The 23,838-nt window shown below is 68.2% G+C and carries 22 protein-coding genes and 1 pseudogene; 11 read left to right on the top strand and 12 right to left on the bottom strand.

Features of this window, described 5'->3' with window-relative positions:
• Positions 1–237: 237 nt before the first annotated feature.
• From NS2_RS37470 to NS2_RS14640, 3 genes are all read right to left on the bottom strand, one after another.
• Positions 238–432, bottom strand: coding sequence for a DUF7455 domain-containing protein (locus NS2_RS37470; RefSeq protein ID WP_033087939.1), 195 nt, complete (start codon positions 430–432; stop codon positions 238–240).
• Between the two features lie 495 nt (positions 433–927).
• On the bottom strand, positions 928–2,751 hold the full coding sequence (locus NS2_RS14645) for an acyl-CoA dehydrogenase (protein WP_036546968.1): 1,824 nt from the start codon (positions 2,749–2,751) through the stop codon (positions 928–930).
• A 76-nt stretch (positions 2,752–2,827) separates the two neighbouring features.
• A complete protein-coding gene (locus NS2_RS14640; RefSeq protein WP_052086420.1) occupies positions 2,828–3,865 on the bottom strand; it encodes an AraC family transcriptional regulator in 1,038 nt (345 codons plus the stop codon).
• Between the two features lie 136 nt (positions 3,866–4,001).
• Between NS2_RS14640 and NS2_RS14635 the strand changes: the two genes are divergently transcribed.
• Positions 4,002–5,327, top strand: a complete 1,326-nt coding sequence (locus NS2_RS14635; protein WP_071344350.1) for an aldehyde dehydrogenase family protein — start codon at positions 4,002–4,004, stop codon at positions 5,325–5,327.
• Between the two features lie 95 nt (positions 5,328–5,422).
• On the opposite strand, the gene NS2_RS14630 is transcribed toward NS2_RS14635, so the two are convergent.
• A complete protein-coding gene (locus NS2_RS14630; RefSeq protein ID WP_033087941.1) occupies positions 5,423–5,680 on the bottom strand; it encodes a hypothetical protein in 258 nt (85 codons plus the stop codon).
• Positions 5,681–5,784: 104 nt separating this feature from the next.
• Here NS2_RS14630 and NS2_RS14625 point away from each other — a divergent pair, with 104 nt between their 5' ends.
• The 3 genes from NS2_RS14625 to NS2_RS14615 are packed head-to-tail and all read left to right on the top strand — an operon-like array spanning position 5,785 to position 7,890.
• Entirely contained in the window at positions 5,785–6,159 is a 375-nt protein-coding gene (locus NS2_RS14625; protein ID WP_033087942.1) for a DUF952 domain-containing protein, read from the top strand.
• A gap of 56 nt (positions 6,160–6,215) precedes the next feature.
• Positions 6,216–6,698: a cation:proton antiporter regulatory subunit gene (locus NS2_RS14620; protein WP_033087943.1), complete on the top strand. Its 483-nt coding sequence runs from the start codon at positions 6,216–6,218 to the stop codon at positions 6,696–6,698.
• A 4-nt stretch (positions 6,699–6,702) separates the two neighbouring features.
• Entirely contained in the window at positions 6,703–7,890 is a 1,188-nt protein-coding gene (locus NS2_RS14615) for a cation:proton antiporter (protein WP_033087944.1), read from the top strand.
• Here NS2_RS14615 and NS2_RS14610 read toward each other — a convergent pair.
• Positions 7,789–8,715 carry a rhomboid-like protein gene (locus NS2_RS14610; RefSeq protein WP_063864994.1) on the bottom strand — a complete coding sequence of 309 codons (927 nt, stop codon included), beginning with the start codon at positions 8,713–8,715 and terminating at the stop codon, positions 7,789–7,791. The genes NS2_RS14615 and NS2_RS14610 overlap by 102 nt on opposite strands.
• 139 nt (positions 8,716–8,854) lie before the next feature.
• Here NS2_RS14610 and NS2_RS14605 point away from each other — a divergent pair, with 139 nt between their 5' ends.
• From NS2_RS14605 to NS2_RS14595, 3 genes are all read left to right on the top strand, one after another.
• Entirely contained in the window at positions 8,855–10,273 is a 1,419-nt protein-coding gene (locus tag NS2_RS14605; RefSeq protein WP_033087945.1) for an ethanolamine ammonia-lyase subunit EutB, read from the top strand.
• 79 nt (positions 10,274–10,352) lie between these two features.
• Entirely contained in the window at positions 10,353–11,393 is a 1,041-nt protein-coding gene (locus NS2_RS14600; protein WP_228102864.1) for an ethanolamine ammonia-lyase subunit EutC, read from the top strand.
• A gap of 236 nt (positions 11,394–11,629) precedes the next feature.
• On the top strand, positions 11,630–12,253 hold the full coding sequence (locus NS2_RS14595; RefSeq protein ID WP_071811752.1) for a YdcF family protein: 624 nt from the start codon (positions 11,630–11,632) through the stop codon (positions 12,251–12,253).
• Positions 12,254–12,259: 6 nt separating this feature from the next.
• On the opposite strand, the gene NS2_RS14590 is transcribed toward NS2_RS14595, so the two are convergent.
• From NS2_RS14590 to NS2_RS36025, 3 genes are all read right to left on the bottom strand, one after another.
• Entirely contained in the window at positions 12,260–13,846 is a 1,587-nt protein-coding gene (locus NS2_RS14590) for a Na+/H+ antiporter (RefSeq protein ID WP_033087946.1), read from the bottom strand.
• A gap of 132 nt (positions 13,847–13,978) precedes the next feature.
• A complete protein-coding gene (locus tag NS2_RS14585; RefSeq protein WP_063864995.1) occupies positions 13,979–14,986 on the bottom strand; it encodes an MHYT domain-containing protein in 1,008 nt (335 codons plus the stop codon).
• A gap of 275 nt (positions 14,987–15,261) precedes the next feature.
• Positions 15,262–15,405 (bottom strand): hypothetical protein, encoded by a 144-nt coding sequence (locus NS2_RS36025; RefSeq protein ID WP_155239739.1) that lies wholly within the window; start codon positions 15,403–15,405, stop codon positions 15,262–15,264.
• 18 nt (positions 15,406–15,423) lie between these two features.
• Between NS2_RS36025 and NS2_RS14580 the strand changes: the two genes are divergently transcribed.
• The gene (locus NS2_RS14580) at positions 15,424–16,377 is read left to right on the top strand and encodes an alpha/beta fold hydrolase (protein WP_063864997.1); all 954 of its coding nucleotides are present in this window, start codon (positions 15,424–15,426) and stop codon (positions 16,375–16,377) included.
• Positions 16,378–16,543: 166 nt separating this feature from the next.
• On the opposite strand, the gene NS2_RS14575 is transcribed toward NS2_RS14580, so the two are convergent.
• On the bottom strand, positions 16,544–17,536 hold the full coding sequence (locus tag NS2_RS14575; RefSeq protein ID WP_147207186.1) for a DUF3443 family protein: 993 nt from the start codon (positions 17,534–17,536) through the stop codon (positions 16,544–16,546).
• 262 nt (positions 17,537–17,798) lie between these two features.
• On the opposite strand from NS2_RS14575, the gene NS2_RS14570 reads away from it, so the two are divergent.
• Positions 17,799–18,323: a hypothetical protein gene (locus NS2_RS14570; protein WP_033087948.1), complete on the top strand. Its 525-nt coding sequence runs from the start codon at positions 17,799–17,801 to the stop codon at positions 18,321–18,323.
• A gap of 99 nt (positions 18,324–18,422) precedes the next feature.
• Here the strand turns inward: NS2_RS14570 and lepB are convergent.
• Positions 18,423–18,820: pseudogene (gene lepB / locus NS2_RS36795) on the bottom strand (signal peptidase I); the annotation flags it as partial.
• A 633-nt stretch (positions 18,821–19,453) separates the two neighbouring features.
• Here lepB and NS2_RS14565 point away from each other — a divergent pair.
• Positions 19,454–20,194, top strand: coding sequence for a hypothetical protein (locus tag NS2_RS14565; RefSeq protein WP_033087949.1), 741 nt, complete (start codon positions 19,454–19,456; stop codon positions 20,192–20,194).
• A gap of 70 nt (positions 20,195–20,264) precedes the next feature.
• On the opposite strand, the gene NS2_RS14560 is transcribed toward NS2_RS14565, so the two are convergent.
• Together NS2_RS14560 and ppgK are read right to left on the bottom strand one after the other, a co-directional pair.
• Entirely contained in the window at positions 20,265–21,710 is a 1,446-nt protein-coding gene (locus tag NS2_RS14560) for an RNA polymerase sigma factor (protein WP_373867320.1), read from the bottom strand.
• Positions 21,711–21,863: 153 nt separating this feature from the next.
• Entirely contained in the window at positions 21,864–22,622 is a 759-nt protein-coding gene (gene ppgK, locus NS2_RS14555) for a polyphosphate--glucose phosphotransferase (protein ID WP_033087951.1), read from the bottom strand.
• Between the two features lie 111 nt (positions 22,623–22,733).
• Between ppgK and NS2_RS14550 the strand changes: the two genes are divergently transcribed.
• Positions 22,734–23,693, top strand: coding sequence for an inositol monophosphatase family protein (locus tag NS2_RS14550; RefSeq protein WP_036546975.1), 960 nt, complete (start codon positions 22,734–22,736; stop codon positions 23,691–23,693).
• Positions 23,694–23,838: the final 145 nt, after the last annotated feature.

Raw genomic sequence — 23,838 nt, 5'->3', positions numbered from 1 at the left:
TTGCGCACAGCGGGTTTCGCGTGTCTCGGGCCACGTTGAGACCCGGGCCACTGTCGATAGGTGATCGGCATAACGCTTGCCGGGTGACCCCGGATACAGCAGCAGCGGGCGACCTGCTGGTCGCCCGCTGCCGGGTTTTCTGTTGGGAAGATTCAATTGTCGAGCGGGCCCTCGAAGGTTGATTCCCTTGCCGGGAAGCGTGACTCCCGATCGAGTCCCTCCGAGCTGGAGGAGCTGTTAAAGCGCCGGTGCCGACTCCGTGTCGATCACGGCCTCGAGCTCACGAAGACGGTCCATGTGCTCGTTGGCGTGATGCTGGCAGAAGAGCAACTCTCCACCTGCGGGAAGCGTTGCGCGCACGCGCGCAGCTGCACCGCAGCGGTCGCAACGGTCGACCGCGGTCAGTGGGGTGCTTGTCAGGGTTCCTGGCATGACTCCTCCGTCCTGGCTCCTGGTGTTCGCACACCATTCGCCTGGTGTGGGGGCCCGCGGACCATTCCGCGAACCTCGCTACCGCTACTTCCCAGCAGTGGTTGATGACTACTCTGTCAGACGTTCGGCGAGTGGTCTTTGTTCCCGTTGGGTTTCCCGTGTGTTTTCTGTAACACGACCTGGGATTTCGCTGAAAGCGAACAGGTCCCCGGAACTCGGCACGGAGACCACCTGGTGTTTGGAAAGACCGGGTACACCTCCCGTTCGAACACGCTGATCGAGTTGTCTATCGGGAGACTACCCGCGGCCACCGACACTCACACCACGATTGGTCCTTGTGGCCGGGACGCCAGCAAACCGTAATCAAGGCGGCTGGATCGGAGACCCGGCCGCGATGGCCGTGACCTCGCGACATGTGCCGGTCGCGCGATGTTCATGGGTGCGGGGGCGGGCCCGCTGTTCGCGCAGCGCGAACAGCGGGCCCGCCCGAACCGCTCAGAACCAGGACTCGTCGAGCTCGAGCAGGGTGCGGTCCCGGGAGTCGAGCAGGTCGAATTGCGCTGTGGTGCGGGGCAGTTCCCACCGGAAGAAATACCGGGCGGCCACCCGCTTACCGCGCAGGAAGGCCGCGCGATCGCGGTGCCGCCCGTCGTGGGAGGGCAGCCGGTGCGCGGTCACCGCCTGCTCCAGCCAGATCCAGGCCAGCACCACGTGCCCGAACGCCTCCAGATACACCGCCGAATTGGCCAGCGCCGCCTCGGGATTGCCGTCGCGCCACAGCCCCGCCGTGGTGGCGGCCAGGCGCGCGGTGGCGGCCTCCAGGGCATCGGCGAACCCGGCCGGCTCCGCGTCGCCGGTGGCGCGGGCCGCGGCGATGGTCGCGGCCATGGTCTCGAGCAGCGCGGCCAGGGCCGCGCCATTGTCCAGGGTCACCTGACGCCCCAGCAGATCCAGGCTCTGAATGCCGTGGGTGCCTTCGTGAATCGGATTGAGCCGATTGTCGCGGTAATGCTGCTCCACGTCGTAGTCGCGGGTGTAGCCCGCCCCGCCGTGGATCTGGATGGCCAGATCGTTGGCGGCCAGACACCACTGGCTCGGCCAGGACTTGGCGATCGGGGTGAGGATGCGCAGCAGCGTGCCCGCCCGTCCCCGCTCGGATTCGGTTGCCGCGGTGCGCTGCTCGTCGACCAGCCGCCCGCAGTACAGCTGCAATGCCAGCGCGCCCTCGACGTAGGCCTTCTGCGCCAGCAGCATGCGCCGCACGTCGGGATGCTCGACGATCGGCACCTGCGCCCCGCCGCGCGCGGTCACCGGCCGCCCCTGCGGCCTGCTGCGCGCGTATTCGAGGGACTTCAGGTATCCGGTGTAGCCCAGCGCCGTCGAGGCCAGCCCGACCCCGATGCGGGCCTCGTTCATCATCGTGAACATCTGGGCCAGACCGTGATTCGCCGTGCCCACCAGATACCCGACCGCCCCCGGCTCACCGCCCGGAGCGAAATTGCCGTCCCCGAACACGGGTGCGGTATTGACGGTGCCCCGCCAGCCCATCTTGTGATTGATGCCCGACAGCGCGACATCGTTGCGCACGGTCGGCTTCCCGTCCGCGTCGGGCAGGAACTTGGGAACGATGAACAGCGAGATGCCCCGGGTGCCCTCGGGTGCGCCCGGAATGCGGGCCAGCACCAGGTGCACGATGTTCTCCGCGAGGTCGTGATCACCCCCGGAGATCCACATCTTGTGCCCGAACACCCGATACGAGCCGTCCGCCGCCGGCACCGCCCGCGTGGTGATGTCGGCCAGACTGGACCCGGCCTGCGGCTCCGACAGCGCCATGGTGCCGAAATTGCGCCCGTCCAGCATGGGTCGCACGTAGGTGTCGATCTGCTCCGGACTGCCGTGCGCGGCAAGCAGATTGGCATTGCCGGTGGTGAGCAGCACGTAGGCGGCCGTGCCCACATTGGCGGCGTGGAACCAGGACATGCACGCGGTATAGACCGAGTGCGGCAGCTGCATCCCGCCGATCTCGTAATCCATTGCCGCCCCGATCATCCCGGCATCGGCGAAGGCCTGCAACGCCTTCCCGACCGCGGGGATGATGCGCACCCGCTCGCCGTCGAAGGTGGGCTCGTGCAGATCGCTGTCGCGATTGTGCGGCGCGAAGTAGGTGGTGGCCAGATCCTGACACAGCCGCAACACCTGATCGAAGGTCTCGCGCGAGTGATCGGCGAACCGCTCCCGCCCGGTCAGCCCCACCACATCCAGCCAGTCGTACAGCAGGAACTCGAGGTCATCACCGGACATCACGAGGGAGGTGCTCATCCCTACTCCCTACCAGACCCGCCGAGTGGCACACCAGCGAGGGGGAATCGGGCAAATCTCCTCGCCGGTGCGGCCCTCAGCGGGTGCGGACGGGAGCGCGGCCGCGGTGCAGGCGGCCGAAGTGGCCGGGGGATTGGCCCTTCCAGGTGCGGAAGGCCGAGGCGAAGGCGGAGACCGAGGCGTAGCCCAGGCGGTCGGCCGCCTGCTCGACGGTGAGACCGGCGATCAGGAGTTCCTCGGCGAGCATGCCCACGGTTTCCAGGCTCAGTTCGCGGAAGGTGGTGCCTTCCTCGGCGAGGCGGCGGCGCAGGGTACGGACGCTCACGTCGAGGTCGGCGGCGATGCGGGTCTGGTCGGCGGAGCCGCCGTGGCGGATGAGGAGCTGGCGAACGCGACCGCTCAGGCCCGAGCGGCTGCGGCGGGATTCCATGAGGTCGGTGCACTGCTGCTCATAGAACCAGGCGGTCGACAAATTTGCCTGGGGTAGCGGGGTTTCCAGGGTGAGAGTCTGAAAGGCCATGCGGGACTGGGGAGCCGAGAAGGTCACCTCCTCGACGCCGAAGACCGCGCCGAACATCTCGTAGATGGGGTGGGCTTCCACATAGAGTTCGACGCGCACGGCCGGAATCCGGGTCGGGATGAGGTCCTGCTGGATGGTGGCGATGGCCGCGAGATCGCGTTCCAGGGTGAAGCGGCGAATCTCCTCCGGCAGTGCGCTGTCGTCGCGCATGACCCACACCTCGGACCCGTGGTTCTCGGTGTAGTGGCGGGCGGCGCTGAAGGACAGGTCCGCGTAGCGCAGCGCGATATCCATGGCGTGCCGCAGATTCGAGCTGCTCATGAGCGCGAAGCCGAGCACGCCCATGGACGGCGGGTGGCACAGCAATCCGGCCAGCAGGCCCATGCCGGGTTCGTCGTCGGTGGCCGCCACGACATTGCGCAGCACGCAGAACTCTTGGGACATGGTGATTTCGGCCGAGGGGTCGTGCAGGTCGGCCTCGCGGATGCCGGCGTGCCGCAGCACCGTGGCCGTCGGAATGCCGCGGCCCAGCGCGAAATCGACCACCAGCGCGGTGCTGAAGATGGATCGCAGCGGCGCCAACTCTTCGCTCACTCAGGCAGTCTCGCAAACTTTGGGCTTCCGCATGACCGTTCCCCGTCGGTAAGTTGCCTGGGTACGGCCCATATTCGCCGATTCCTGGCCCATTGGAAGCTGGTCGGCCGAAACCCTCACCCATACGGTGAGATCCATGCGCACGGCGCAAGACTCACACCATCAGGTGCCGGATGCCGGAAAGGGCCGCCCGCCCATGCTCACCGTGATCGCGCCCGCCGACGGCCGGGTGGTCGACACCATTGCCACCGACACGCCCGACGGGGTGCATGCCACCGTGTACCGGCTGCGTGACAATGCCGCGCTCTGGCACTCGCTCGGGGTGGTCGGTCGGATCCATTGGCTGACCTTGTTCCGAAACTGGTTGCTGGACAATCGGGATGCGCTGGTGGCGCTGCTGGGCGCGGAGACCGGCAAGACCGGGTCGGAGGCCGATGCCGAGTTCGGCCTGGCCCTCGATGCCCTCGACCACTATCGCGCGCACGGTGCGGAATTCCTGGGCGGACGGCACCCGCAGGTCGCCCTGCGCCCGGGAGCGGCCATGCAGCTGGCCGTGGCGCAATCGGCGTGTGCGGTGGTCGGGGTGCTCGGGCCGTGGACATATCCGCTGGCACTGGCCGCCTTCGATGCCGTGCCCGCGCTGGTGTCGGGGGCCGCGGTGGTGGTGAAGCCGTCCTCGGAGACGCCGCTCACCCTGCGGGCCCTCACCCGGGGGTGGCGAAGTATCGGGGCCCCAGCGGTTTTCGAGTCCGTGACCGGGCACGAGGCCGGGCCCGCTGTCCTGGATTGCGTGGATTATGTCCGTTTCACCGGAAGCGCGGAGACCGGGAAGGTGGTGGCGCTGCGGGCCGCGGCCCGGCTGATCCCGTGCTGCCTGGACCTGGGCGGCAAGTCCGCGGCGGTCGTTTTGTCCGATGCCGATCTGGATCGGGCGGCCGCCGGCATTGCCCTCGGCGGGCTGGCGAACAACGGGCAAAGCTGCAATTGCGTCGAGCGCGTCTACGTCGAGACACCCGCCTACGACGCCTTTCTCGACAAACTGGTGTCCGAGGCCGCCGCCTTCGGCCCGATCCTCGGCGACGAGCCGGGCACCGGGGTGATGACCTCGGCCGCCCAGGTGGAGCTGGTCCGCGATCAGGTGCGCGACGCGCTGCTCAAGGGTGCCACGCTGCGCTGCGGCGGCACCGGCACGGACCACGCCTTCGAGCCGACCGTGCTCGCCGACGTCGATCCGACCATGTCGGTGCTCACCCAGCAGACCCTCGGCCCGGTGCTGCCGGTGGTGCGGGTGGCCGACGCGGGGGAGGCCTTCGACCTGGCCCGCCGCTCCCCGGCCGGTCCGTGCCTGAGCGTCTGGACCGCCGACACCGCCGCCGCGGCGCGGGCCGTCGGCCGCTTCGCGCCCGTCCGGGTGGGCGTGAACGACATCTCGCCGCACGTGGCCCGGCCCCTGCCGTATTGACCCGCCCGCGTAGGAATCTCGGGCCGCGCGGCCGATTCGGGTCGATACCGGCGATACCCCCGGCATCGGCCGGGGGTATCGCGGGCGCTGTCGGTCTAGCCGAACGAGCCGCCGGTGGCCGCGCAGCCCGCGCCGCCGGATCCGGACGACAGCGGGTTGGCGGGGGAGACGGTGACATCGATGGACTTGCTGCTCAGCGGCTGGCTCGCGGTGATGGTGTGCTTGCCCGAGGTCGTCGGGTACCACTTGATCGTCGCCTGGTTGACGCCGACCGACGGCGCCGCCAGCACCGCCACGGTCGCCATTGCGCCGATCGTGCCGACGCCGAGGCCGGCCCGCTGTATCTTGCCCATCTGATGTACCTCTCGCATGTAGCTCGCATCGGCTCGGGCCGATGCGAAGTGAAATATAAGCGCTTCACTTACTGTGTGTGAGAGTTTCGGTAACTTTCCCTCACATGGGAACCGACCAGGACACGACGCCGCCGACCCTGCTGCACATCTGCTCGCGGGCCGAATGGGAAAACGCCCGCGCCGCAGGCGAATACCGCACCCCCGACCTGCCGGAGACCGGCTTCATCCACCTCTCCGCGCCCTACCAGGCCCACCTCCCGGCCAACCGGATCTTCGCCGGCCGCACCGATCTCGTACTGCTGCACCTGGATCCGGCCCGGCTCGGCGCACCCGTGAAATGGGAGCCGGGCGTGCCCACCGACCCGCAGTCCATGCGCTTCCCCCATCTCTACGGCCCGCTGCCACTGGCGGCGGTGCTCGAGGTGACCGACTTCCGCCCCGGCCCCGACGGCACCTTCGCCCCGCTCGAGGCGAACTGAGCACGGCCCGGACGTAGCTCCCGGGGATCCGGGCGGGTTGTCCTAATCTGGACGTCGTGAACGTCGACGTGACAGCCCTGCCCGGTATCGGTGTGCGCAAGGACTTCGAGGTCAGATCGGGGCGGCGAATCGGGGTGGTGGCGCACCGCGACGGTGGAATCGATCTCATCGTGTCGCAGCGCGACGATCCGGACGCCTGCCTGGCGCAGGTGCCGCTGACCCCGGACGAGGCCGCGGTGATGGCCAATCTGCTGGGCGCGCCGCAACTGGTGCAGCAACTGCGAGAAGAACACTCAGACCTACCCGGGATCACCACCAGGCAGCTGAGCGTCAGCGGGAGCTCGCCGTACCGGGGACGCCGGCTCGGCGAGACCGGCATGCGCACCCGCACCAAGGCCTCCATCGTCGCGATCATGCGGGCGGGGCAGGTGCAACCGTCACCGGGACCGGATCAGGTACTCGATTCCGGGGACATCCTCGTCGTGGTCGGCACCCCGCAAGGGCTCGACGCGGCCGCCCGCATCCTGGCCGACGGCTGACGCTGTGGATTCGACCGGTCTAGCCCTGTTCGAACTCGGCGCGATCTTGTTCGCGCTCGGCATGCTGGGCCGGCTGGCCGCCCGGTTCGGTATGTCGCCGATTCCCCTCTATCTCCTGGGCGGCCTGGCCTTCGGTGACGGCGGCATCGTGAAGATGCAGGCCGCCACCGAATTCGGGCACCTGGCCGGTGAGATCGGCGTGGTGCTGCTGCTCCTGCTGCTCGGATTGGAGTACACCGCCGCCGAATTGGTGACGGGATTGCGCCGGTCCTGGCTGGCCGGTGTGCTCGATATCGTCCTCAATGCCACGCCCGGCGTGGTGGTGGCGCTGGTCCTGGGGTGGGGTGCGGTCGGCGCGGTCACCATGGGCGGGGTCACCTATATCTCGTCCTCCGGCATCGTCGCCAAGGTGCTCAACGATCTCGGGCGACTGGGTAACCGCGAGACGCCGGTCATCCTGTCCATCCTGGTGTTCGAGGATCTGGCCATGGCGGTGTACCTGCCGATCCTCACCATGATGCTGGCCGCGCTGAGCTTCGCCAGCGGGCTGCGATCGCTGGCCATCGCGCTGGTGGCGATCACCGTGGTGCTCATCGTGGCGCTGCGCTACGGGCGCTACGTCTCGGCGGTGGTGGACAGCGACGACCGGGAGGTCTTCCTGCTCAAGCTGCTGGGCGCGGCGCTGCTGGTGGCGGGCGCGGCCTCGGCGCTCAATGTGTCGGCGGCGGTGGGGGCGTTCCTGCTCGGCATCGCCATCTCCGGATCGACGGCGCACGAGGCGGCCAAACTCCTCGAACCGCTGCGAGATCTGTTCGCGGCCATCTTCTTCGTGGCCTTCGGACTCAATACCGATCCCCGGGCGATACCGCCGGTGCTGGGCTGGGCGGTGCTGCTGGCGGTGGTGACCGCGCTGACCAAGATCGCCACCGGCTGGTTCGCGGCCTCCCGGCAGGGCATTCGCCGGATGGGCCGGGCGCGCGCGGGCGCGGCGCTGGTGGCGCGCGGCGAGTTCTCCATCGTCATTGCCGGGCTTGCGGTTTCGCTGGGCGGGGTGGACGGGCGGCTGGCCGCGCTGGCCTCGGCCTACGTGCTAATGATGGCCGTGCTCGGCCCGGTCGCGGCGCGCGTCGTCGAGCCCGTCATCCGCCTCGTTCAGCGCGACCGCGGGCGCAGCGACCCGGTCCCCAGCTGAATCGGGCACTGCCCCGGCTGAATCCGGCACTGCCCCGGCTGAATCCGGCACTGCCCCGGCGGAATTCGGCTGGGACGGGGCCGAATTCCGCAGCGTCTTCCGCTCTCGCGCCGCGATCAGGCGGTGCGAGAGCGCCACCGCGATCGCGCCCACCGTGAATCCGATGAGCAGCGCGAAGAAGTGCCTGTAATCGGTGAAGGTGCGCCCGTTGTAGACGCCCCAGCCGTACCAGACCAGCATGCACAGCGCCCACAGCCAGCGGGCCGGGCCGCGCAACCGGAAGGTGAGCACCGCCAGCATGGCCGAGATCCCGTAGCTGGGGCCGACATCCGAGGCGAAGGCCACCCGGGTCGGGATCAGCTGCCGGTCGATCTTGTGCGCGATGCCCAGCACCGTGATCAGGGTGGCGCCCACGTGCCCGGTGGCGACCACCAGAATCCAGCGCAGCGAACCCAGCCAGCGTTCGGCCAGCGCCATGAGTGTGATCAGGATGAGGATGTCGCCCCACGGGAAGCCGCCGTCGGTCCAGAAGGCCGAGGCAACCAGCACCTGGATCGGATCCTTCTGCATGTTCCGCAGATTCGTCGACGCCGAGAAGATCAGCCGTCGCCCGACGATGTCGCTGGCCCCGCGCAGCGTCCACCAGGTGATGAACAGGGTGAAGGCATACGCGATGCACGCCGGGGTGACCGCCAGCAGATCGCGGTAGGCCCCGATGGCGCGCCGCAGCCGCTGCGGCTGTTGCCACCAGACGCGCAGGGCGCGCACCTCCGCGTCCAGATCGATGGTGCGCAGCCAGGGCGGCTGATAGGTGCCCAATGCCATTTCGCCATGGTATCCCGAGGTCACGGGCCGCTCCCGGACCGCACCGGGCCGCCGCGTGCTCCGGCACGCGTAACGCGCATTAATCCCCGGGGAAAACGGCGGTTACACCGCAGCAACATGGGCCCGGACCATCGGAGAGGTGATCTTCCACCAGCGCCTGGGCGGCACCACCTACACCTTCGACGGTCTGGTCGACCTGCTGGCCAAGGCCACCCCGCGGCGCAGCGGCGACGAACTGGCCGGGTGCGCGGCGCATTCCGACGCCGAGCGGGCGGCGGCGCAGTGGGCGCTGGCCGAGGTGCCGCTGACCGTGTTCCTCACCGAGGCGGTGGTGCCGTACGAGACCGACGAGGTCACGCGGTTGATCATCGACAGTCACGACCGCGTTGCGTTCCAGGCGATTTCGCATCTCACCGTGGGCGGACTGCGGGACTGGTTGCTGGCCGTGGCCGCGACCCCCGACGCCGCGGCCACCCTCGCGGCGGTCGCGCCCGGGCTGACGCCCGAAATGGTCGCGGCCGTCAGCAAACTCATGCGGAACCAGGATCTGATCGCGGTGGCGCACGCGGTGCGGGTGCGGGCCGGCTTCCGCACCACGGTCGGGCTGCCCGGCACCCTCGCCACCCGCTTGCAACCCAATCACCCGACCGACGACCCGCGCGGCATTGCCGCGGCGGTGCTGGACGGGCTGCTGCTGGGTTGCGGTGACGCGGTCATCGGCATCAATCCCGCCACCGACTCCCCGCAGGCCACCGCGGATCTGCTGTACCTGCTCGACGAGGTCCGCCAGCGCTTCGACATCCCGACCCAGTCGTGCGTGCTCTCCCACGTCACCACCACCCTCGGCCTGATCGAGGCCGGTGCCCCCGTGGATCTGGTGTTCCAGTCCATCGCCGGCACCGAGGGCGCGAATTCCGGTTTCGGCGTGAACATCTCGCTGCTGCGCGAGGCCAACGAGGCGGGCCGGTCGCTGCGGCGCGGCACCGTCGGCGACAATGTAATGTACCTCGAAACCGGCCAGGGCTCAGCGCTTTCCGCGGGCGCGCACCTGGGGACCGGCGGCCGCCCCGTCGACCAGCAGACCCTCGAGACCCGCGCCTACGCCGTGGCCCGCGACCTCGACCCGCTGCTGATCAACACGGTCGTCGGCTTCATCGGCCCCGAATACCTCTACGACGGAAAACAAATCATCCGGGCCGGGCTCGAAGACCACTTCTGCGGCAAACTCCTGGGCCTGCCCATGGGCGTCGACGTCTGCTACACCAACCACGCCGAAGCCGACCAGGACGACATGGACACCCTGCTGACCCTCCTCGGCGCCGCGGGCTGCGCCTTCGTCATCGCCGTCCCCGGCGCCGACGACGTCATGCTCGGCTACCAATCCCTCGCCTACCACGATGCCCTCTACGCCCGAAAAGTCCTGAACCTAACCCCCGCCCCCGAGTTCGCCGCCTGGCTCGACCACCTCGGCATGCTCGATCCCCACGGCCGCATCCGCGAGGTCGAACCCCTTTCCTCCCCGCTCCACGCCCTCACCGCCGCCAAGGGTGCCGCATGACCCCCGCCCCGCCGCAAACCCGCGGACAGGCGATGGATTGCGTTGTGCCGGTGTGGAGATTCGAGGAGGAGCTTTGAGTATGAGTGAACCGCTGCGTCCCGCGTTTCGGGCCGAAGGGGCTGCCGTGCAGGCATTCTGGGATGGGCTGCGGCGCAGTACTCAGGCGCGGATCGGGCTCGGGCGGGCCGGGGACGCGCTGCCGACGGCGGAGGTGCTGGAGTTCCGGGCGGCGCACGCTGCCGCGCGGGACGCGGTGCACAAACCCCTGGACGTCACGGCATTGGCCGCGGAGGTGGCCGGGCTCGGGCTGGGGGAGCCGGTGCATGTGCGCAGCCTGGCCGCGGATCGGTCGGAGTATCTGCGTCGGCCTGATCTCGGGCGGCTGCCCGGAGGCGTCGAACCGGCCGACCCCGCGCGCAATCCGGCGGCGAATTCCGTTGCAGGGCGCACAATCTGGTCCGGACCCGGGTCAGCCGCGCATGCGGGGGCGGATGCGGGGAGCGGTCCCGGGCAAGAGGCCGGGGAGGTGCTGTCGGCATTGCCGTACAGCGGGGCGGACGTGGGTTTCGTACTGGCGGACGGGCTTTCGCCATACGCGCTTGCCAACCACGGTATTCCCATGCTGGCCGCGCTGATGGAATCGCTCGGCGACCGATACACCCTGGCCCCGCCCGTCATCGCCACCCAGGCGCGCGTGGCCCTGGGCGACCACATCGCCGCGGCCCTCGGCGTGACGACGGTGCTCGTCCTCATCGGCGAACGCCCCGGACTCTCGGTAGCCGACAGCCTCGGCATCTACCTCACCCACCACCCCCGCCCCGGCCGCGCCGACTCCGAGCGCAACTGCATCTCCAATATCCATCCCCCGGAGGGCCTCTCGTACCTGCGCGCCGCCCAGGTCGCCACCGGCCTCGTCGACGGCGCCCACCGCCTGGGTCGCTCCGGCGTCGAGCTGAAGGACACCTCCACCAACCAGCCGCTCGCCCCGTCGGCATCCGCAACCCCTTCCCTCGGTAGGCATCCGGAAGCGGAGCCGCTCATCCTCGACGCGACCCCCACCACCCCCGCCCCCGCCGACATCCCGCCCCGACTCCTGCTGGACACCTCGGATCCGAGCTGACGCCGTGCCGCCGCGCGCGGCTGTCGAAGACCCATCGCCGAAGCGCCCAGTTCCTCCGCTCGCCATGCGTCGAGTGGCACATTCTGGAGTGGAAGCCCGGTGCGCCTCCAGAATGTGTCACTCGACGAGTGCGGGCAGTGGGTGGGCGTCGGGCGATGGGGGTGTTTGGCTAGGGTCGGTCGCATGGGCCGATTGCTGGTTGCTGTCAGATCGCCGCTGACCGGTGGGGGAGCGGGATGAAGAGGTGGGGCGTGGCAGCGGGGGTGCTCGGGTCGGGTGTGGCGGTGGGGTTCGTTGCGTTTGCCGGGTACACCGTGAGTGTGGGGCGACGGGTGCCTCGGCCGGGGAGCGAGGTGGTCGTCGTATTGGGGTGTCGGCTGCGGCACAACCGGGTTGGGCCGATGCTGAAGCGGAGGCTCGACCGCGGGGTTGAGGTATTCGGGGTGGAGCGGGGGCTGGGCGGGGCGCCGCTGATGGTGGTTTCCGGCGGGCAGGGTGGTGGGGAGACTGTGCCCGAGGCTGCGGCCATGGTGGATTACCTGGAGGCACAGGGGATTTCGGGTGAGGTCATGGTGCGGGAGGATCGGTCTCGCAATACCGAGGAGAATCTGCGGTTCACCGCGCGGGAATTGCGGTGTCGCGGGTTCGATCCCACGGCGGTGCGAATGACGGTGTTGACCAGCGACTTTCACGTGCTGCGTACCGCACGGCTGGCGCGGCGGCTGGGACTGAACGTTCAGGTGACCGGTGCGCGGACCGCGCGGTTGCTGCTGCGCAAGTCCTTCCTGCGCGAATTCGTCGCGATCCTGGCGAGCCCGGTGACCGGGCCGGTCAGCGGCCGTCTCCGGGCCGCCGGGTAGTGCGGGTCAGCCGGTTCCGCGCAGATCCAGGCGGCGCATGACCCGGTCCACCACGTCCGGTGGGATTCCCGGCTCACGCCGTGCCGCGAGGGCTTCTGCCCGCCCGGCTTCGAGCACCTCGTTGCTGATGCCCCGCATCTTCTTGGTGAACGCGATGGTGCGGTCGGTGCTCGAGCGGGCAGTGCTGTCGGCCGCCTCCGGGTCCGCTTGGGCCAGACGGCGTTCGAAGCTGGTGCGCAGCCGGTCGTAGATCTCGTCGGGCAGCTGCTCGGACTGCGCGATCTCCTTGAGCCGCGCCAGTTCGGCCTGCAATACCCGCGTCCACAGCTGGAGTTCCATGGCGCGCTCGGTGCCGGTGTCGGCGTGCACCCCCGTCGCGCGGACGACCGCGGGCAGGGTCGGGCCCTGCAACAGCAGCGTGAACAGCACCACCGCGAACGCGGTGAACAGGATCTCGGTGCGGCCCGGGAACGGTTCGCCGTCATCGGTGGTGAACGGAATGGCCAGTGCCAGCGCCACGGTGGCCACCCCGCGCATCCCCGCCCACCAGGTCACAAGGGTCTCGCGCCAGGTGTAGGGCTCGTCCATCTCGCGGGTGCGCCACCAGCGCTGGAAGATCGCGGTGGTGCACAGCAGCCAGACCAGTCGCAGCCCGACCACCACCGCGATGACCACCGCCGCCCCGCCCAGGAACCGGCCCCAGTCGGGCCCGACGTCACGCAGCACCGTGCTCAGCTCCAGCCCGATGAGCCCGAAAGCGAAACCGGTGACCAGCATTTCGGTGATCTCCCAGAAGGAGTCGCCGATCAGCCGATAGTCGCTGTCACTGAAATCGGTTGCGGCTTCGGTGAGATACAGCGAGCACACCAGCACCGCCAGCACCGCCGACCCGCCCCACGACTCGGAGATCCCGTAGGCCGCGAACGGCAACAGCAGCCCCAGCGCGACACGGCACGGCGCGAACTCCACCCACACCATGAGCTTGTTGCCCGCCCACCCCAGCACCACGCCCACCAGCACCCCGACCAGCGCCGACACCAGGAAATCCAAGAAAGCGCCCCAGGCCGAGAACTTTCCGGTGACCACCGCCGTGACCGCGGCGGTGTACAGCACGATCGCGGTCACGTCATTGAACAGCCCCTCGCCCTCGAGCACCGCGACCAGCCGCCGGGGCAGCCCCAGCCTGCCCGCCAGCGCCGACACCGCCACCGGATCCGGCGGGGCGACCAGCGCCCCGAGCGCGACCGCCGCACCGATCGGGACGGCCGGATACCAGAGGTGGAAGGCCCAGGCCACGGCCGCCGTGGTGACGATGACCAGCACCACCGCCCGCAGGCTGATCGCACCCCAATTCTCGGCGAAGGTCCGCCAGGAGGTGCGCCGTGCGGCCGCGTACAGCAGCGGCGGCAGCACCAGCGGCAGGATCAGTTTGGGATCGATGTGGATCTCGGGAACCTGCGGGATGAGGGCGAGCACCACGCCGAATCCGGTCATGAGGACAGCCGGAGCCTGGCCCAGCCGCCGTCCGAGCGGCTGGGCCAGAATCGTCGCGAACAGGACCGCGAAGATCAACTCCAGCTGATGGTGCTCCACGGCAGACAGTTTGCTGCCGCGATGCCCGAATGTCGAATACCCGGCCGGGTTTCTCAGCGAACCGGGGCAGCAATTCTCAGTTGTCCCGGCTCGGTTCGGATTCGGGCCACAGTCGAGCCCGGTCCGCTATGACTAGCGGTGAGTGCGCTGGCGCGGACCCGGATTCCGATCACGGCGCACCGCCGGGCCGACGGCGGCGGGCTGATACTGGCCGGGCCGCGGATGTTCGGGCGCCGTCGCCGCGTGCCGGCCCGGGACCGGATAGTCGGCGGCGGGCGGGTAGTAACCGGCGGTGCGGTAGTCGGTCTGCCCGGGCTCGTCGTGTCCGTAGTCGTACGCCTCCGGGGTCGGCGCGGCGGATCGCAGCGACCAGGCCGCGGCCGATTCCGGTTGCGGCCGCGCCGGTTCGGGCACCATGGCGCGCTCGTCCACCTCGGTGAGGCCCACGTGGATGAGCAGCACCAGCGTCACCATGCTGACCGAGATCATGAGCGGGGCCAGCAGTTCCATGGCGCCGGCGCCGTGCGGGGCGACCGGGTTGTCCATGCGGTGCGCGCTCATCGAGGCCATGCCGGTGTAGTGCATTCCGCACACCGCCACGCCCATGATCAGCGCCGCGCCGATGGTGGCCCAGATACCGGTGATGACCAGTGTGAACCACAGCGCCACGGTGGCCGCGACCACCGCGATCACCATGGACAGCGTGACGATGGTGGCGTCGTATCCGATCATCGCGTCGGACCTCATGGCGTACATGCCCGAGTAGTGCATGGCCCCGACACCGAGTCCGGTGACCGCGCCGCCCGCGAAGAGCGACAGCTTGCCGAAGGGCTCGCGCGCCACGATGAACAGCCCGCCCCAGACCACGGTTATCGAGATCACCACGCTGAGCAGGGTGAGCGGCACGTTGTAGCGGATCACCGCGCCGTGGATGCTGAAGCCCAGCATGGCGACGAAATGCATGACCCAGATGCCGGTGCCGCCGATGGCGACCGCAGCGGAGATGAGCCAGCCGTTGCGTCCGTCCCCGCTCCGGGCGCGCGCCGTACACCGCAGACCGAGCAGCGATCCGGTGACGGACATGATGTAAGCCAGGACGGGGGTGACCCACCCATAGCTGAAGTGGTGAATTTCCAGCACACGAACTCCATTGCCAGAACAGGGGGTTTCGTCATCGCAGACGTGACGGGGGCACACTACCGGGCAAGGTTCGGATTGGGAAATTGAAAGGGGATGTTTTATCTAAATTACTTCCGGCTGGGAGATTCTTGCTGGAAGCGGCAACCCGGGTTTGCCAGAATGTCGTGTGCACGTGGGCTTTTCGCCCTGGTGCCGGGTGCTCCGCCGGTCAGAGCGGCGGCGGCGCAATGGTGCTGGTTATCACGCGGCACCCAATTCGGCGAGCATCCTTCGCCTCACGGCCGGTAGCGCATCGGCGGTGCGAAAACGAGTTCGCCCGCACCCCGGGCAAACCGGCTGTCGGACACCGACAGCCGGGCCGCGGTCAGCGAGGTGTGCACCACCACGAAGCCGTACTCGATGACACGCCTACACTGCACAGAAACCTCGGGGAACAGATGACTGCTCGGCTGACCACCTTCACCAACGACGGCCTCACCTTCGACGTGGTCGACGAGGGGCCCATCGACTGCATCCCGATCGTGCTGCTGCACGGCTGGCCGCAGACAGCCGCCGAATGGTCGCGGCTCACGCCGTACCTCCACGAAAGTGGTTACCGCACAATCGCTCCGGATCAGCGTGGCTACTCGCCGCGAGCCCGCCCGCCGGGCCGGTACGCCTATCGCATGAGCGCGCTGGTAGGGGACGCCGTGGCACTGATCGAGGCGCTGGGCGGCGACCCGGTGCACCTGGTCGGCCACGACTGGGGATCCGCCGTCGTCTGGTCCACCGCCGCCGCCCACCCGGAACTGGTGCGCACGCTGACCTCGGTCTCGGTGCCCCACCCCATGGCCTTCATGCGCACCATGCTGACCACGACGCAGTTCTTCCGCACCTTCTACATGGTGCTGTTCCAGGTCCCGTGGCTGCCGGAGCTGCTGATTTCCAGGGTCTTTCGCGCCGTCTCCGACCCGGCCCACCCCGAGCGCCTCGACCGGGCCGTGGCCGCGTCCGGCATGGACGCCGAGCAGTTCGACCGGATTCGCCACGACATCGTCGATTCCGGAGCGCTGAAGTATTCGATCAACTGGTATCGCGCCATGCTCATCAGCGGCCCGCGGCAGGCTTCACGCCTGGTGACCGTCCCGACCACACACGTCTCGAGCACGCGAGACCCGTTCATGCACCCGAAGAATGCCGAACTCACCGCGCGCTACGTGCGGGCGCCCTTCGCCCACGAGGTCCTAGACGCCACCCACTGGGTCCCGGAGGAACGCCCGGCCGAGCTGGCGGCGCTCATCACGTCCCGAATCGCGGAGTCGATTCGGGAATGTAGTCGACGATCGGCGGCAGGTCCGGATCGGGTTCCTCGTCCTCGGCGTTCCTGCGGCCCACGACCGCCAGCGTGGTGACCGCGGAGGCGAAGATGATCCCGCCGGTGATGGCGATGGTCCCGGCGATGGGCGCGTTCTTCTCGTTCCCCGCCGCGTCGGCCCCCAGAGTGTGGTAGCTCGAAATGCCTGCCGAACCTACGCCCACCCCACGTGTCTCCGGATAAACGCCGGATAGTCGGCTGCCTCAGTGACTGCGGAATCCGACCGTGCCGCAATCCAAGTCGAAGCGGATGTCGTTCTCGGCGAAGACAACGAGCCCGGCCAGCGACCGGGCACCGGGACCGGAATCGATGCGGGCGTGCAGGTCCGGACCGGTCCGCAGATCGGTCGACCAGGTCGGCTGCCCGGCGGTCAGCGTGATGTCGGTGCCGGTGGCGACGGGACCGGCGTAGGCGGTATTGCCCGGCGGCAGCTGGATACGGATGCCCGGCGCGCCGGTGTCGAACAATGTTGGGCCGCAGAACTTTCCGTTCGGCAGTCCCGTCATCTCGAAGCACCCCTCCACCGTTGACGGACGCGACGGCTGCTGTCCCGCGTCCGGCGGGCTCTCGGGTGCGGGCATCAGGGCCCGCGAGAAGCCCTTCTCGGGTACATCGAGGAGCAGGCGGCTGGTCCCCGCCGGATCGTAATGAACGGCGCACCGCCGCCCGATTCCCCGCGGCAGATTCCACAGCGGATTGCCGATCCCACTGTCGGTATTCGTACCCAGCCCGATGATTCCGTCATAGGTACCGCCGAACATCGTCGGCTTACCCCCGTTGGCCGCCGGGCAGTTCGGCTTCTGCTTGCTGCAGACCGTCTTGGTGACCTGCTCGAATTCGATGGGAGTGGCGGTCTTCCAGCGTCCGATCGACACCGTAGCCGACACGATGTCCCCGATCAGGCGGGTGCCACTGCCGTATCCGTAGTCCTCCGCCGGATCCACCAGGGTCACATCGGCGGGATCGAGTTTGTCGGCCATCACCCGCAACCCGGTCGATCCGGTATCGACCATGACCGTCAGCGTCCGGGACCCGATGGTGACCGGCAAGGTGAGCCGGGGCGTCCCGCCGACCGTGCCGACATCGAGCCGAATCGACTGGGTCGCTGCCGCGATATCCACCGGTTCCGCCGAGCTGCCACCGGCAGTCATCCCGGCAATGGCGAATATGCAGGTCAGAACGGTAAGTAGCCGCATGCGCGCCAAGATAACAGTACGTTCGTGCAACTCTTGGGACCTGCGGCTCCCGGTGCGTGGCGGCCCCGCGAATCACCCCGACCGGCCGCGATCAGCGGCGGCCGAACCGGTCACTCCCAGCCCCAGCGCCGCTGTGCGGTTGATCGGTCGGTGCCGCCACCGAAACGACCTCGCCCACAACGTGCCGCAGCATTCAGTACCCTTCGACGCTGAAGGATCCGGCGAGGAAACAGCCGGAACGGGAAAAGGGGGACGGATCCCAATGGATGATCACGCAAACGCGGTGAACGATCAGGGCCTGCCACACCAGGGCTACGAGCCGTATCCGGCCGCACCGTACGGCCCGCCGGGACACTATCCGCCCACCTGGCCGATGCCCGGCGGCCACGGCCCATACGGCTACCACCCCTACGGGCAGCTTCCGCCCTATCCCACGACAATGCCGGGACCGGTGCGCGCGGCGCAGATCATCTCCTGGCTGTTCGGCGGACTGGGGATCGGCCTGTCCGTGCTCGCGGGGGTCCTGGGCAAACCCGAATTGTGCGGAGCGCTCGTCGCGGGCTTCCTCCCCGCGTTCTTCCTGGCGCTCTTCGCCTTCGGCTACACCGTGAACGGCAACGGCCTGCGGATTGCCGCAATCATCTTCGCGAGCTTCGGAATTCTCTGGGGCCTCGGCGGCATGGCGAGCAAACAGCCTCCCGGCTTCCTCGGCTTGGCCGCCAGCATCGCCATCGTCGTCCTGCTCTCCCAGCGCAGTGCCGGAGCCTGGTTCAACCGACCCCACTGAGATCTCCCGGTCCGCTGTCAGGTCCCTTCGGGCCCGGACCGTTCCACACCGGGAAACCAGCAGTGCACCGCACCCGGGCCGAGTCCGGACCTCCGGCAGCTATCCGACGTTCATGACCTTGCCGCGCACGTCGGCCACCGGGATGGTGCCCTGGAACTCGTCCTCGCTGTGGTAGCGCGAGTCGGCTGCCTCTCGCCGGTTGTCACCCATGACCCAGAGGTTGCCGTCGGGATCTTCACCGGGCCGAAGGCGCGACCGCCGAGATTGAATCGGATGTCAGGATGGGAGGGATCGAAGGGGTTGTTCCGCCGCGGCTCGACATAGGGTTCGTCGAGCGGCTTGCCGTCCACCAGAACGCGTCCCTGAGTGTCACAACACTGCACGGTTTGTCCACCCACCGCGACCACCCGCGCGACGAAGGTCTTCTTGCCCCGGCCGTGGTTCCAGGCCTCCGTCGGCCCCACGAAAACCACCACATCGCCGGGTTTCGGATCACCCAGGAACCCGGGTCCCCTGCAGCCCGGTCGCTCGGAGCTCATCGGCCTTGGCCCGTGCCTCCGCGAGCGAGAAGGATTCGACAAGGCGAAGGACGCGCATGACCGCCGCTGTCGAGACGCTGTCGGCCTCGACCCGAATAACGGTTGATCCGTTCGAAGCCAGGATTGCTTCACGGAAACCCGGTGGCGGGAGTTCGTAACCGCTCTCCTCCCAGATGTTCCCGCATTCCGGGCACGTTCCTTCGAGATTCCACCACCGAGCGTCCTCTCCGAGGACCTCGGTGACAGCCGATTCAACCGAGGATCGGCACCGAATACATTCGGTCGTATACGGCGCGGATTCGAGCACAATGTCCACCCTGCTGAATCCCAGGCCCGTAGATGACTGCAAGACACCGAGTTCTGTTGCCACTACCTGTGATTCGCAGCGCCGGTCGGATGCTGTGCTGACCCGAGGTCGTCGAGGTGAGCCTCGAGCGTGAACTCGCCCAAATTCTTTGACCGACAACTGAAGACGCCTCCGTCGATCCGCATCGCGGTTGACTTGGCGTCGTCCGGAACCGGCTTCGTCCGAGCCGCTTCGAGATCTGATACGGTGCGCCGATAAGTGGCTGTGCAGAGGTTGGATTCGTCATGGTGATCAGACACGTCGACGACTATGCCGACGACCGGAAATCGACAGTGGCCGTCTCGGTCTCGGTCACGGTGAACGTGACTTCGCTACCGCTGCAACAGGAATCGAGTTTCGCGGTATCGGCGTCACCGTCTACCGAACCGAGTCGGGCCCTGTCTGTCGTTCCGTTCTCGGCCGGGTCCGCGGGTCCGTTCGTCGCCATGATATTGGATGGCAGCAGGTTGCCGACCCGCCTGGAACTCAGTTCCGACTGGCGGGATCGAGTACCGCCGAAAGAGGTCGGTCGCGAGCTGTTCGAGGCGTACTCGCAGGCCCTGAACGAACACCACGGTCGGCACTCCGCCGCGAACGGCTCCGCTGACGGCTGGTACCTATCCGCCCGGGAGCAGGCGATCATGCTGCTGGAGACCCCCACCTGGAACAAATACTGCCGGGTGCACGACGACCTCCAATCAGACGGCGACTACCTGGTCCGCGGAGCCGCCACCCAGTACGGCAAGGCGGTCGTATCCATGTCCGGAAACCGGCAGGCGATCCATTCGATCACCGTGTCGCCACTATGGCCCGGCTGCTCGGATTCACGTGCGCTCGAGGCGGAGGTGCTCCGGTGTGCGGACCAGATTCGCGCGCTCCGCCCCAAATTCACCCCCAAAGGCGACTGGACCCGCCACTCCGATGCCGAACTGTTCGAACTACAGCGCCGACACCGGCAACAGCTGATACGAAACAGCATGTTGTGAACACCGTTGGATTCAGACACGAGATTGGGCCTCTGAGCTGCAGCCCAGAGGCCCAATCATGCGTGAATCGCTAATCCAGGTAGTCGCGCAAGACCTGGCTGCGGCTGGGGTGGCGCAGTTTGGACATGGTCTTGGATTCGATTTGGCGGATTCGTTCTCGGGTTACGCCGTAGACCTGGCCGATTTCGTCCAGGGTTCGGGGTTGGCCGTCGGTGAGGCCGAAGCGGAGGCGGACTACGCCTGCCTCGCGCTCGGACAGGGTTTCCAGGACCGACTGGAGTTGGTCCTGTAGGAGGGTGAAGGAGACTGCGTCTACTGCGACGACGGCTTCGGAGTCTTCGATGAAGTCGCCGAGTTGGGAGTCGCCTTCGTCGCCGATGGTTTGGTCCAGGGAGATGGGCTCGCGGGCGTACTGCTGGATTTCCAGCACCTTTTCCGGCGTGATGTCCATTTCCTTGGCGAGCTCTTCGGGGGTGGGCTCGCGGCCCAGGTCCTGGAGGAGTTCGCGTTGGATGCGGCCGAGTTTGTTGATGACTTCGACCATGTGGACGGGGATGCGGATGGTGCGGGCCTGGTCGGCCATGGCGCGGGTGATGGCCTGGCGGATCCACCATGTCGCGTAGGTCGAGAACTTGTAGCCCTTGGTGTAGTCGAACTTCTCGACGGCGCGGATCAGACCGAGGTTGCCTTCCTGGATGAGGTCCAGGAACGCCATGCCGCGGCCGGTGTAGCGCTTGGCGAGCGAGACGACCAGTCGCAGGTTGGCTTCCAGCAGGTGGTTCTTGGCGCGGTTGCCGTCGCGCATGATCCACTGCAGGTCGCGGCGCGACTGCACGGGCAGCTTCTCGCCCTTGTCGGCGAATTCGCGCAGCTTCTCCGTGGCGTAGAGGCCGGCCTCGATGCGTTTGGCGAGTTCGACCTCCTCCTCGGCGTTGAGCAGCGCGACCTTGCCGATCTGCTTGAGGTAGGCGCGGACCGAGTCGGCGGAGGCGGTGAGCTCGGCGTCCTTGCGCGCCTGGCGCAGCGCCTCGGATTCCTCTTCGTCCCAGACGAAGTCGCCGGAGGCCTTGTCCTTCTCCGACGGCTCTTCGGCCTCTTCGGCCTCCTCGCCCTCGGCGGCGGGGGCGGCGGCGACGGCCGCGCCCTCCCCGGCCTCCTCCTCTTCGTCCTCGTCGACGATCTCCTCGTCCTCGCCGAGGTCGTCCTCGTCGATTTCGAGATCATCGAGATCGTCGAGTTCCAACGACTCGTCGTCGAGGACTTCGTCGCCCTCTGCGCCCTCGGCGCCGGGCTCGGCGGCCTTCTTCGGCGAGGCCTTCTTGGCCGCCGTCTTCTTGGCGGTGGCCTTGGTGGCCTTCTTGGCCGCGGTCTTCTTCGCCGCGGTCTTCTTGGCAGCGACCTTCTTGGCCGGAGCCTTCTTGGCGGCAGCCTTCTTGACCGGCCGTGCTGCGGTGGTGTCTGCTGAGTCGGCGGCTTCGGCCGAAGCGGCGGTCTCTCGGGTATTCGTGGCTACCACGTACGCCCTTTCGTGACGGTCTCGTGCGGCGTCACGCCAGAGTGAAATTCCGGCGGAGCGGTTCTGTCGGGGGGTAAACCGGCTCTCGTGCCGGTGTCGGTTTCCGGCCTACCGCCGGGCATGTGTTCCATTGTAACGATCGAACCAGCTTACTTATGGCGCGATACCGCCCGACACCGCCATCGCCGCTCCGACGATGCCCGCGGTATTGCGGAGCACGGCGGGCACCACGGGGGTTCTGTTGCTGAGCAACGGAATCCACTCCTGGTAGTCGCGGCTGATGCCGCCACCGGCCACGAAGACGTTCGGCCAGAACAGATTCTCCAAGGTGACCAGCACTTTGGACACCTCGCGCGCCCATTCCGGATAGGTCATGCCGACCCGATCCTTGACCGAGGCCGCGGCCCGGTGCTCGGCCTCGCGCCCGTCGACCTCGATGTGCCCGAGCTCGCTGTTGGGCATGAGCACGCCGTTGTACATCACGGCCGATCCGATCCCGGTGCCGAAGGTGAGCAGCATTACCAAGCCGTCGAGATCCTTTGCCGCGCCGTAGCGGTCCTCGGCCATGCCCGCGGCGTCGGCGTCGTTGAGGACGGTCACCTCGCGCCCGCCCAGCGCCACCGAGAACAGATGCCGGGCGTCGATCCCGATCCATGTCTTGTCGATATTGGCGGCCGTGCGGATCTGCCCGTGCAGCACCACGCTCGGCATGGTGATGCCGACCGGACCCGACCAGCCGGACTGCGCGACCACCTTGGCCACCGACTCGGCGACCGCGTTCGGGGTGGACGGATGCGGTGTCTCGATCTTGATGCGCTCGTAGCACAGCTCACCGGTGGCGAGATCGACTTCGGCCCCCTTCACGCCGCTGCCACCGATATCGATGCCGAACGCGTGCCCAGGATCGGACATGGACCACTCCTCGTTCCTCAGAATGATTTGCCGGAAAGTCGCAGCTCCCCGGCCGATGAGCTGTGTCGTGCACGACAAGCCTAATGCGAGCGATGCCGGATCTGTGCTGCGATGGAGCTCGTGCCGGAATCGAATTTCACCCCCACCGTCCCCGCCACCGCGAACCCCGACAACTCCGACATAGCCGAACTCCGCTCCGACATAGCGGAACTGCGCAGAGTCGCCGTCTATCTCGCCGAGACCGCCGCCGCCCACGTGCGCGCCCGCCGCCCCGAGGTCTTCGGCCCGCACGCGCGCGCCGCGGACGTCGTGCAATCCAAGAGCACACCCACCGACCCGGTCACCATCGTCGACACCGAGACCGAGCAACTGGTCCGCAAACTGGTCGCCGACCTGCGCCCCGGCGAGCCCGTGGTGGGCGAGGAGGACGGCGGCAGCCTGGCCGACGATCCGAACCTGGTGCACTGGATCGTCGATCCCATCGACGGCACCGTCAACTTCCTCTACGGCATCCCGTCCTACTCGGTGTCGGTGGCCGCGCTGCGCGGCGGCCGTCCGGTCGCGGGCGCGGTCGCCGATGTGGCGCACGCGGTCACCTTCAGCGCCGGGCTGGGCCAGGGGGCGCACCGCGCCGACTCCAGCCCCGGCGGCGCGGCCCCCGGCGGCACCCCGATCGCCTTGCGGGCCAACCCGGTCGAGGAGGTGTCGATGGCGCTGGTGGCGACCGGCTTCGCCTACGCGACCGAGCGCCGCACCCGCCAGGGCGCACTGGTGGCGCAGGTGCTTCCGCACATTCGCGACATCCGGCGCTTCGGTTCGGCCGCCCTGGATCTGTGCGCGGTAGCCGAGGGCCGCACCGACGCCTACTACGAACACGGCCTGAATCTGTGGGACTGGGCCGCGGGCGCGCTCATCGCGGCCGAGGCGGGCGCGCGCCTGATTCTGCCGCCCGCGCCCGACTCGCCGGGCGCGGCAGGCGATTTGGTGTCGGCCGCCGCGCCCGGCATCGCTGACGAACTGTTCGGTCTGTTCAAGCGCCTGGATGTCACCGCCCCTATCCCGGTTCCGTGACAGGGGACTGAACAGCTCCGGACATAGGAGACCAACCGAACAAACCAAGCAAAACGAATCGCCGCGACCGAAGGTTCGCGGCGATTCCGTTATTCCGAGTCGTATATACCGTTGTGCCGGTACGAGTTTCGCGATGCCCCGCCGA

The organism is Nocardia seriolae NBRC 15557 (assembly GCF_007990715.1).
GTDB lineage: Bacteria > Actinomycetota > Actinomycetes > Mycobacteriales > Mycobacteriaceae > Nocardia > Nocardia seriolae.
The sequence above is the reverse complement of the archived record's forward strand: the minus strand, read 5'-3'. Positions and strand labels throughout refer to the sequence as shown.

Coding starts and splice junctions, on each gene's coding strand:
- NS2_RS37470 (WP_033087939.1), bottom strand. CDS start 432: ATGCCAGGAACCCTGACAAGCACCCCACTGACCGCGGTCGACCGTTGC.
- NS2_RS14645 (WP_036546968.1), bottom strand. CDS start 2,751: ATGAGCACCTCCCTCGTGATGTCCGGTGATGACCTCGAGTTCCTGCTG.
- NS2_RS14635 (WP_071344350.1), top strand. CDS start 4,002: ATGCGCACGGCGCAAGACTCACACCATCAGGTGCCGGATGCCGGAAAG.
- NS2_RS14630 (WP_033087941.1), bottom strand. CDS start 5,680: ATGGGCAAGATACAGCGGGCCGGCCTCGGCGTCGGCACGATCGGCGCA.
- NS2_RS14625 (WP_033087942.1), top strand. CDS start 5,785: ATGGGAACCGACCAGGACACGACGCCGCCGACCCTGCTGCACATCTGC.
- NS2_RS14610 (WP_063864994.1), bottom strand. CDS start 8,715: ATGGCATTGGGCACCTATCAGCCGCCCTGGCTGCGCACCATCGATCTG.
- NS2_RS14600 (WP_228102864.1), top strand. CDS start 10,353: ATGAGTGAACCGCTGCGTCCCGCGTTTCGGGCCGAAGGGGCTGCCGTG.
- NS2_RS14595 (WP_071811752.1), top strand. CDS start 11,630: ATGAAGAGGTGGGGCGTGGCAGCGGGGGTGCTCGGGTCGGGTGTGGCG.
- NS2_RS14580 (WP_063864997.1), top strand. CDS start 15,424: ATGACTGCTCGGCTGACCACCTTCACCAACGACGGCCTCACCTTCGAC.
- NS2_RS14575 (WP_147207186.1), bottom strand. CDS start 17,536: ATGCGGCTACTTACCGTTCTGACCTGCATATTCGCCATTGCCGGGATG.
- NS2_RS14570 (WP_033087948.1), top strand. CDS start 17,799: ATGGATGATCACGCAAACGCGGTGAACGATCAGGGCCTGCCACACCAG.
- NS2_RS14565 (WP_033087949.1), top strand. CDS start 19,454: ATGGTGATCAGACACGTCGACGACTATGCCGACGACCGGAAATCGACA.
- ppgK (WP_033087951.1), bottom strand. CDS start 22,622: ATGTCCGATCCTGGGCACGCGTTCGGCATCGATATCGGTGGCAGCGGC.
- NS2_RS14550 (WP_036546975.1), top strand. CDS start 22,734: ATGGAGCTCGTGCCGGAATCGAATTTCACCCCCACCGTCCCCGCCACC.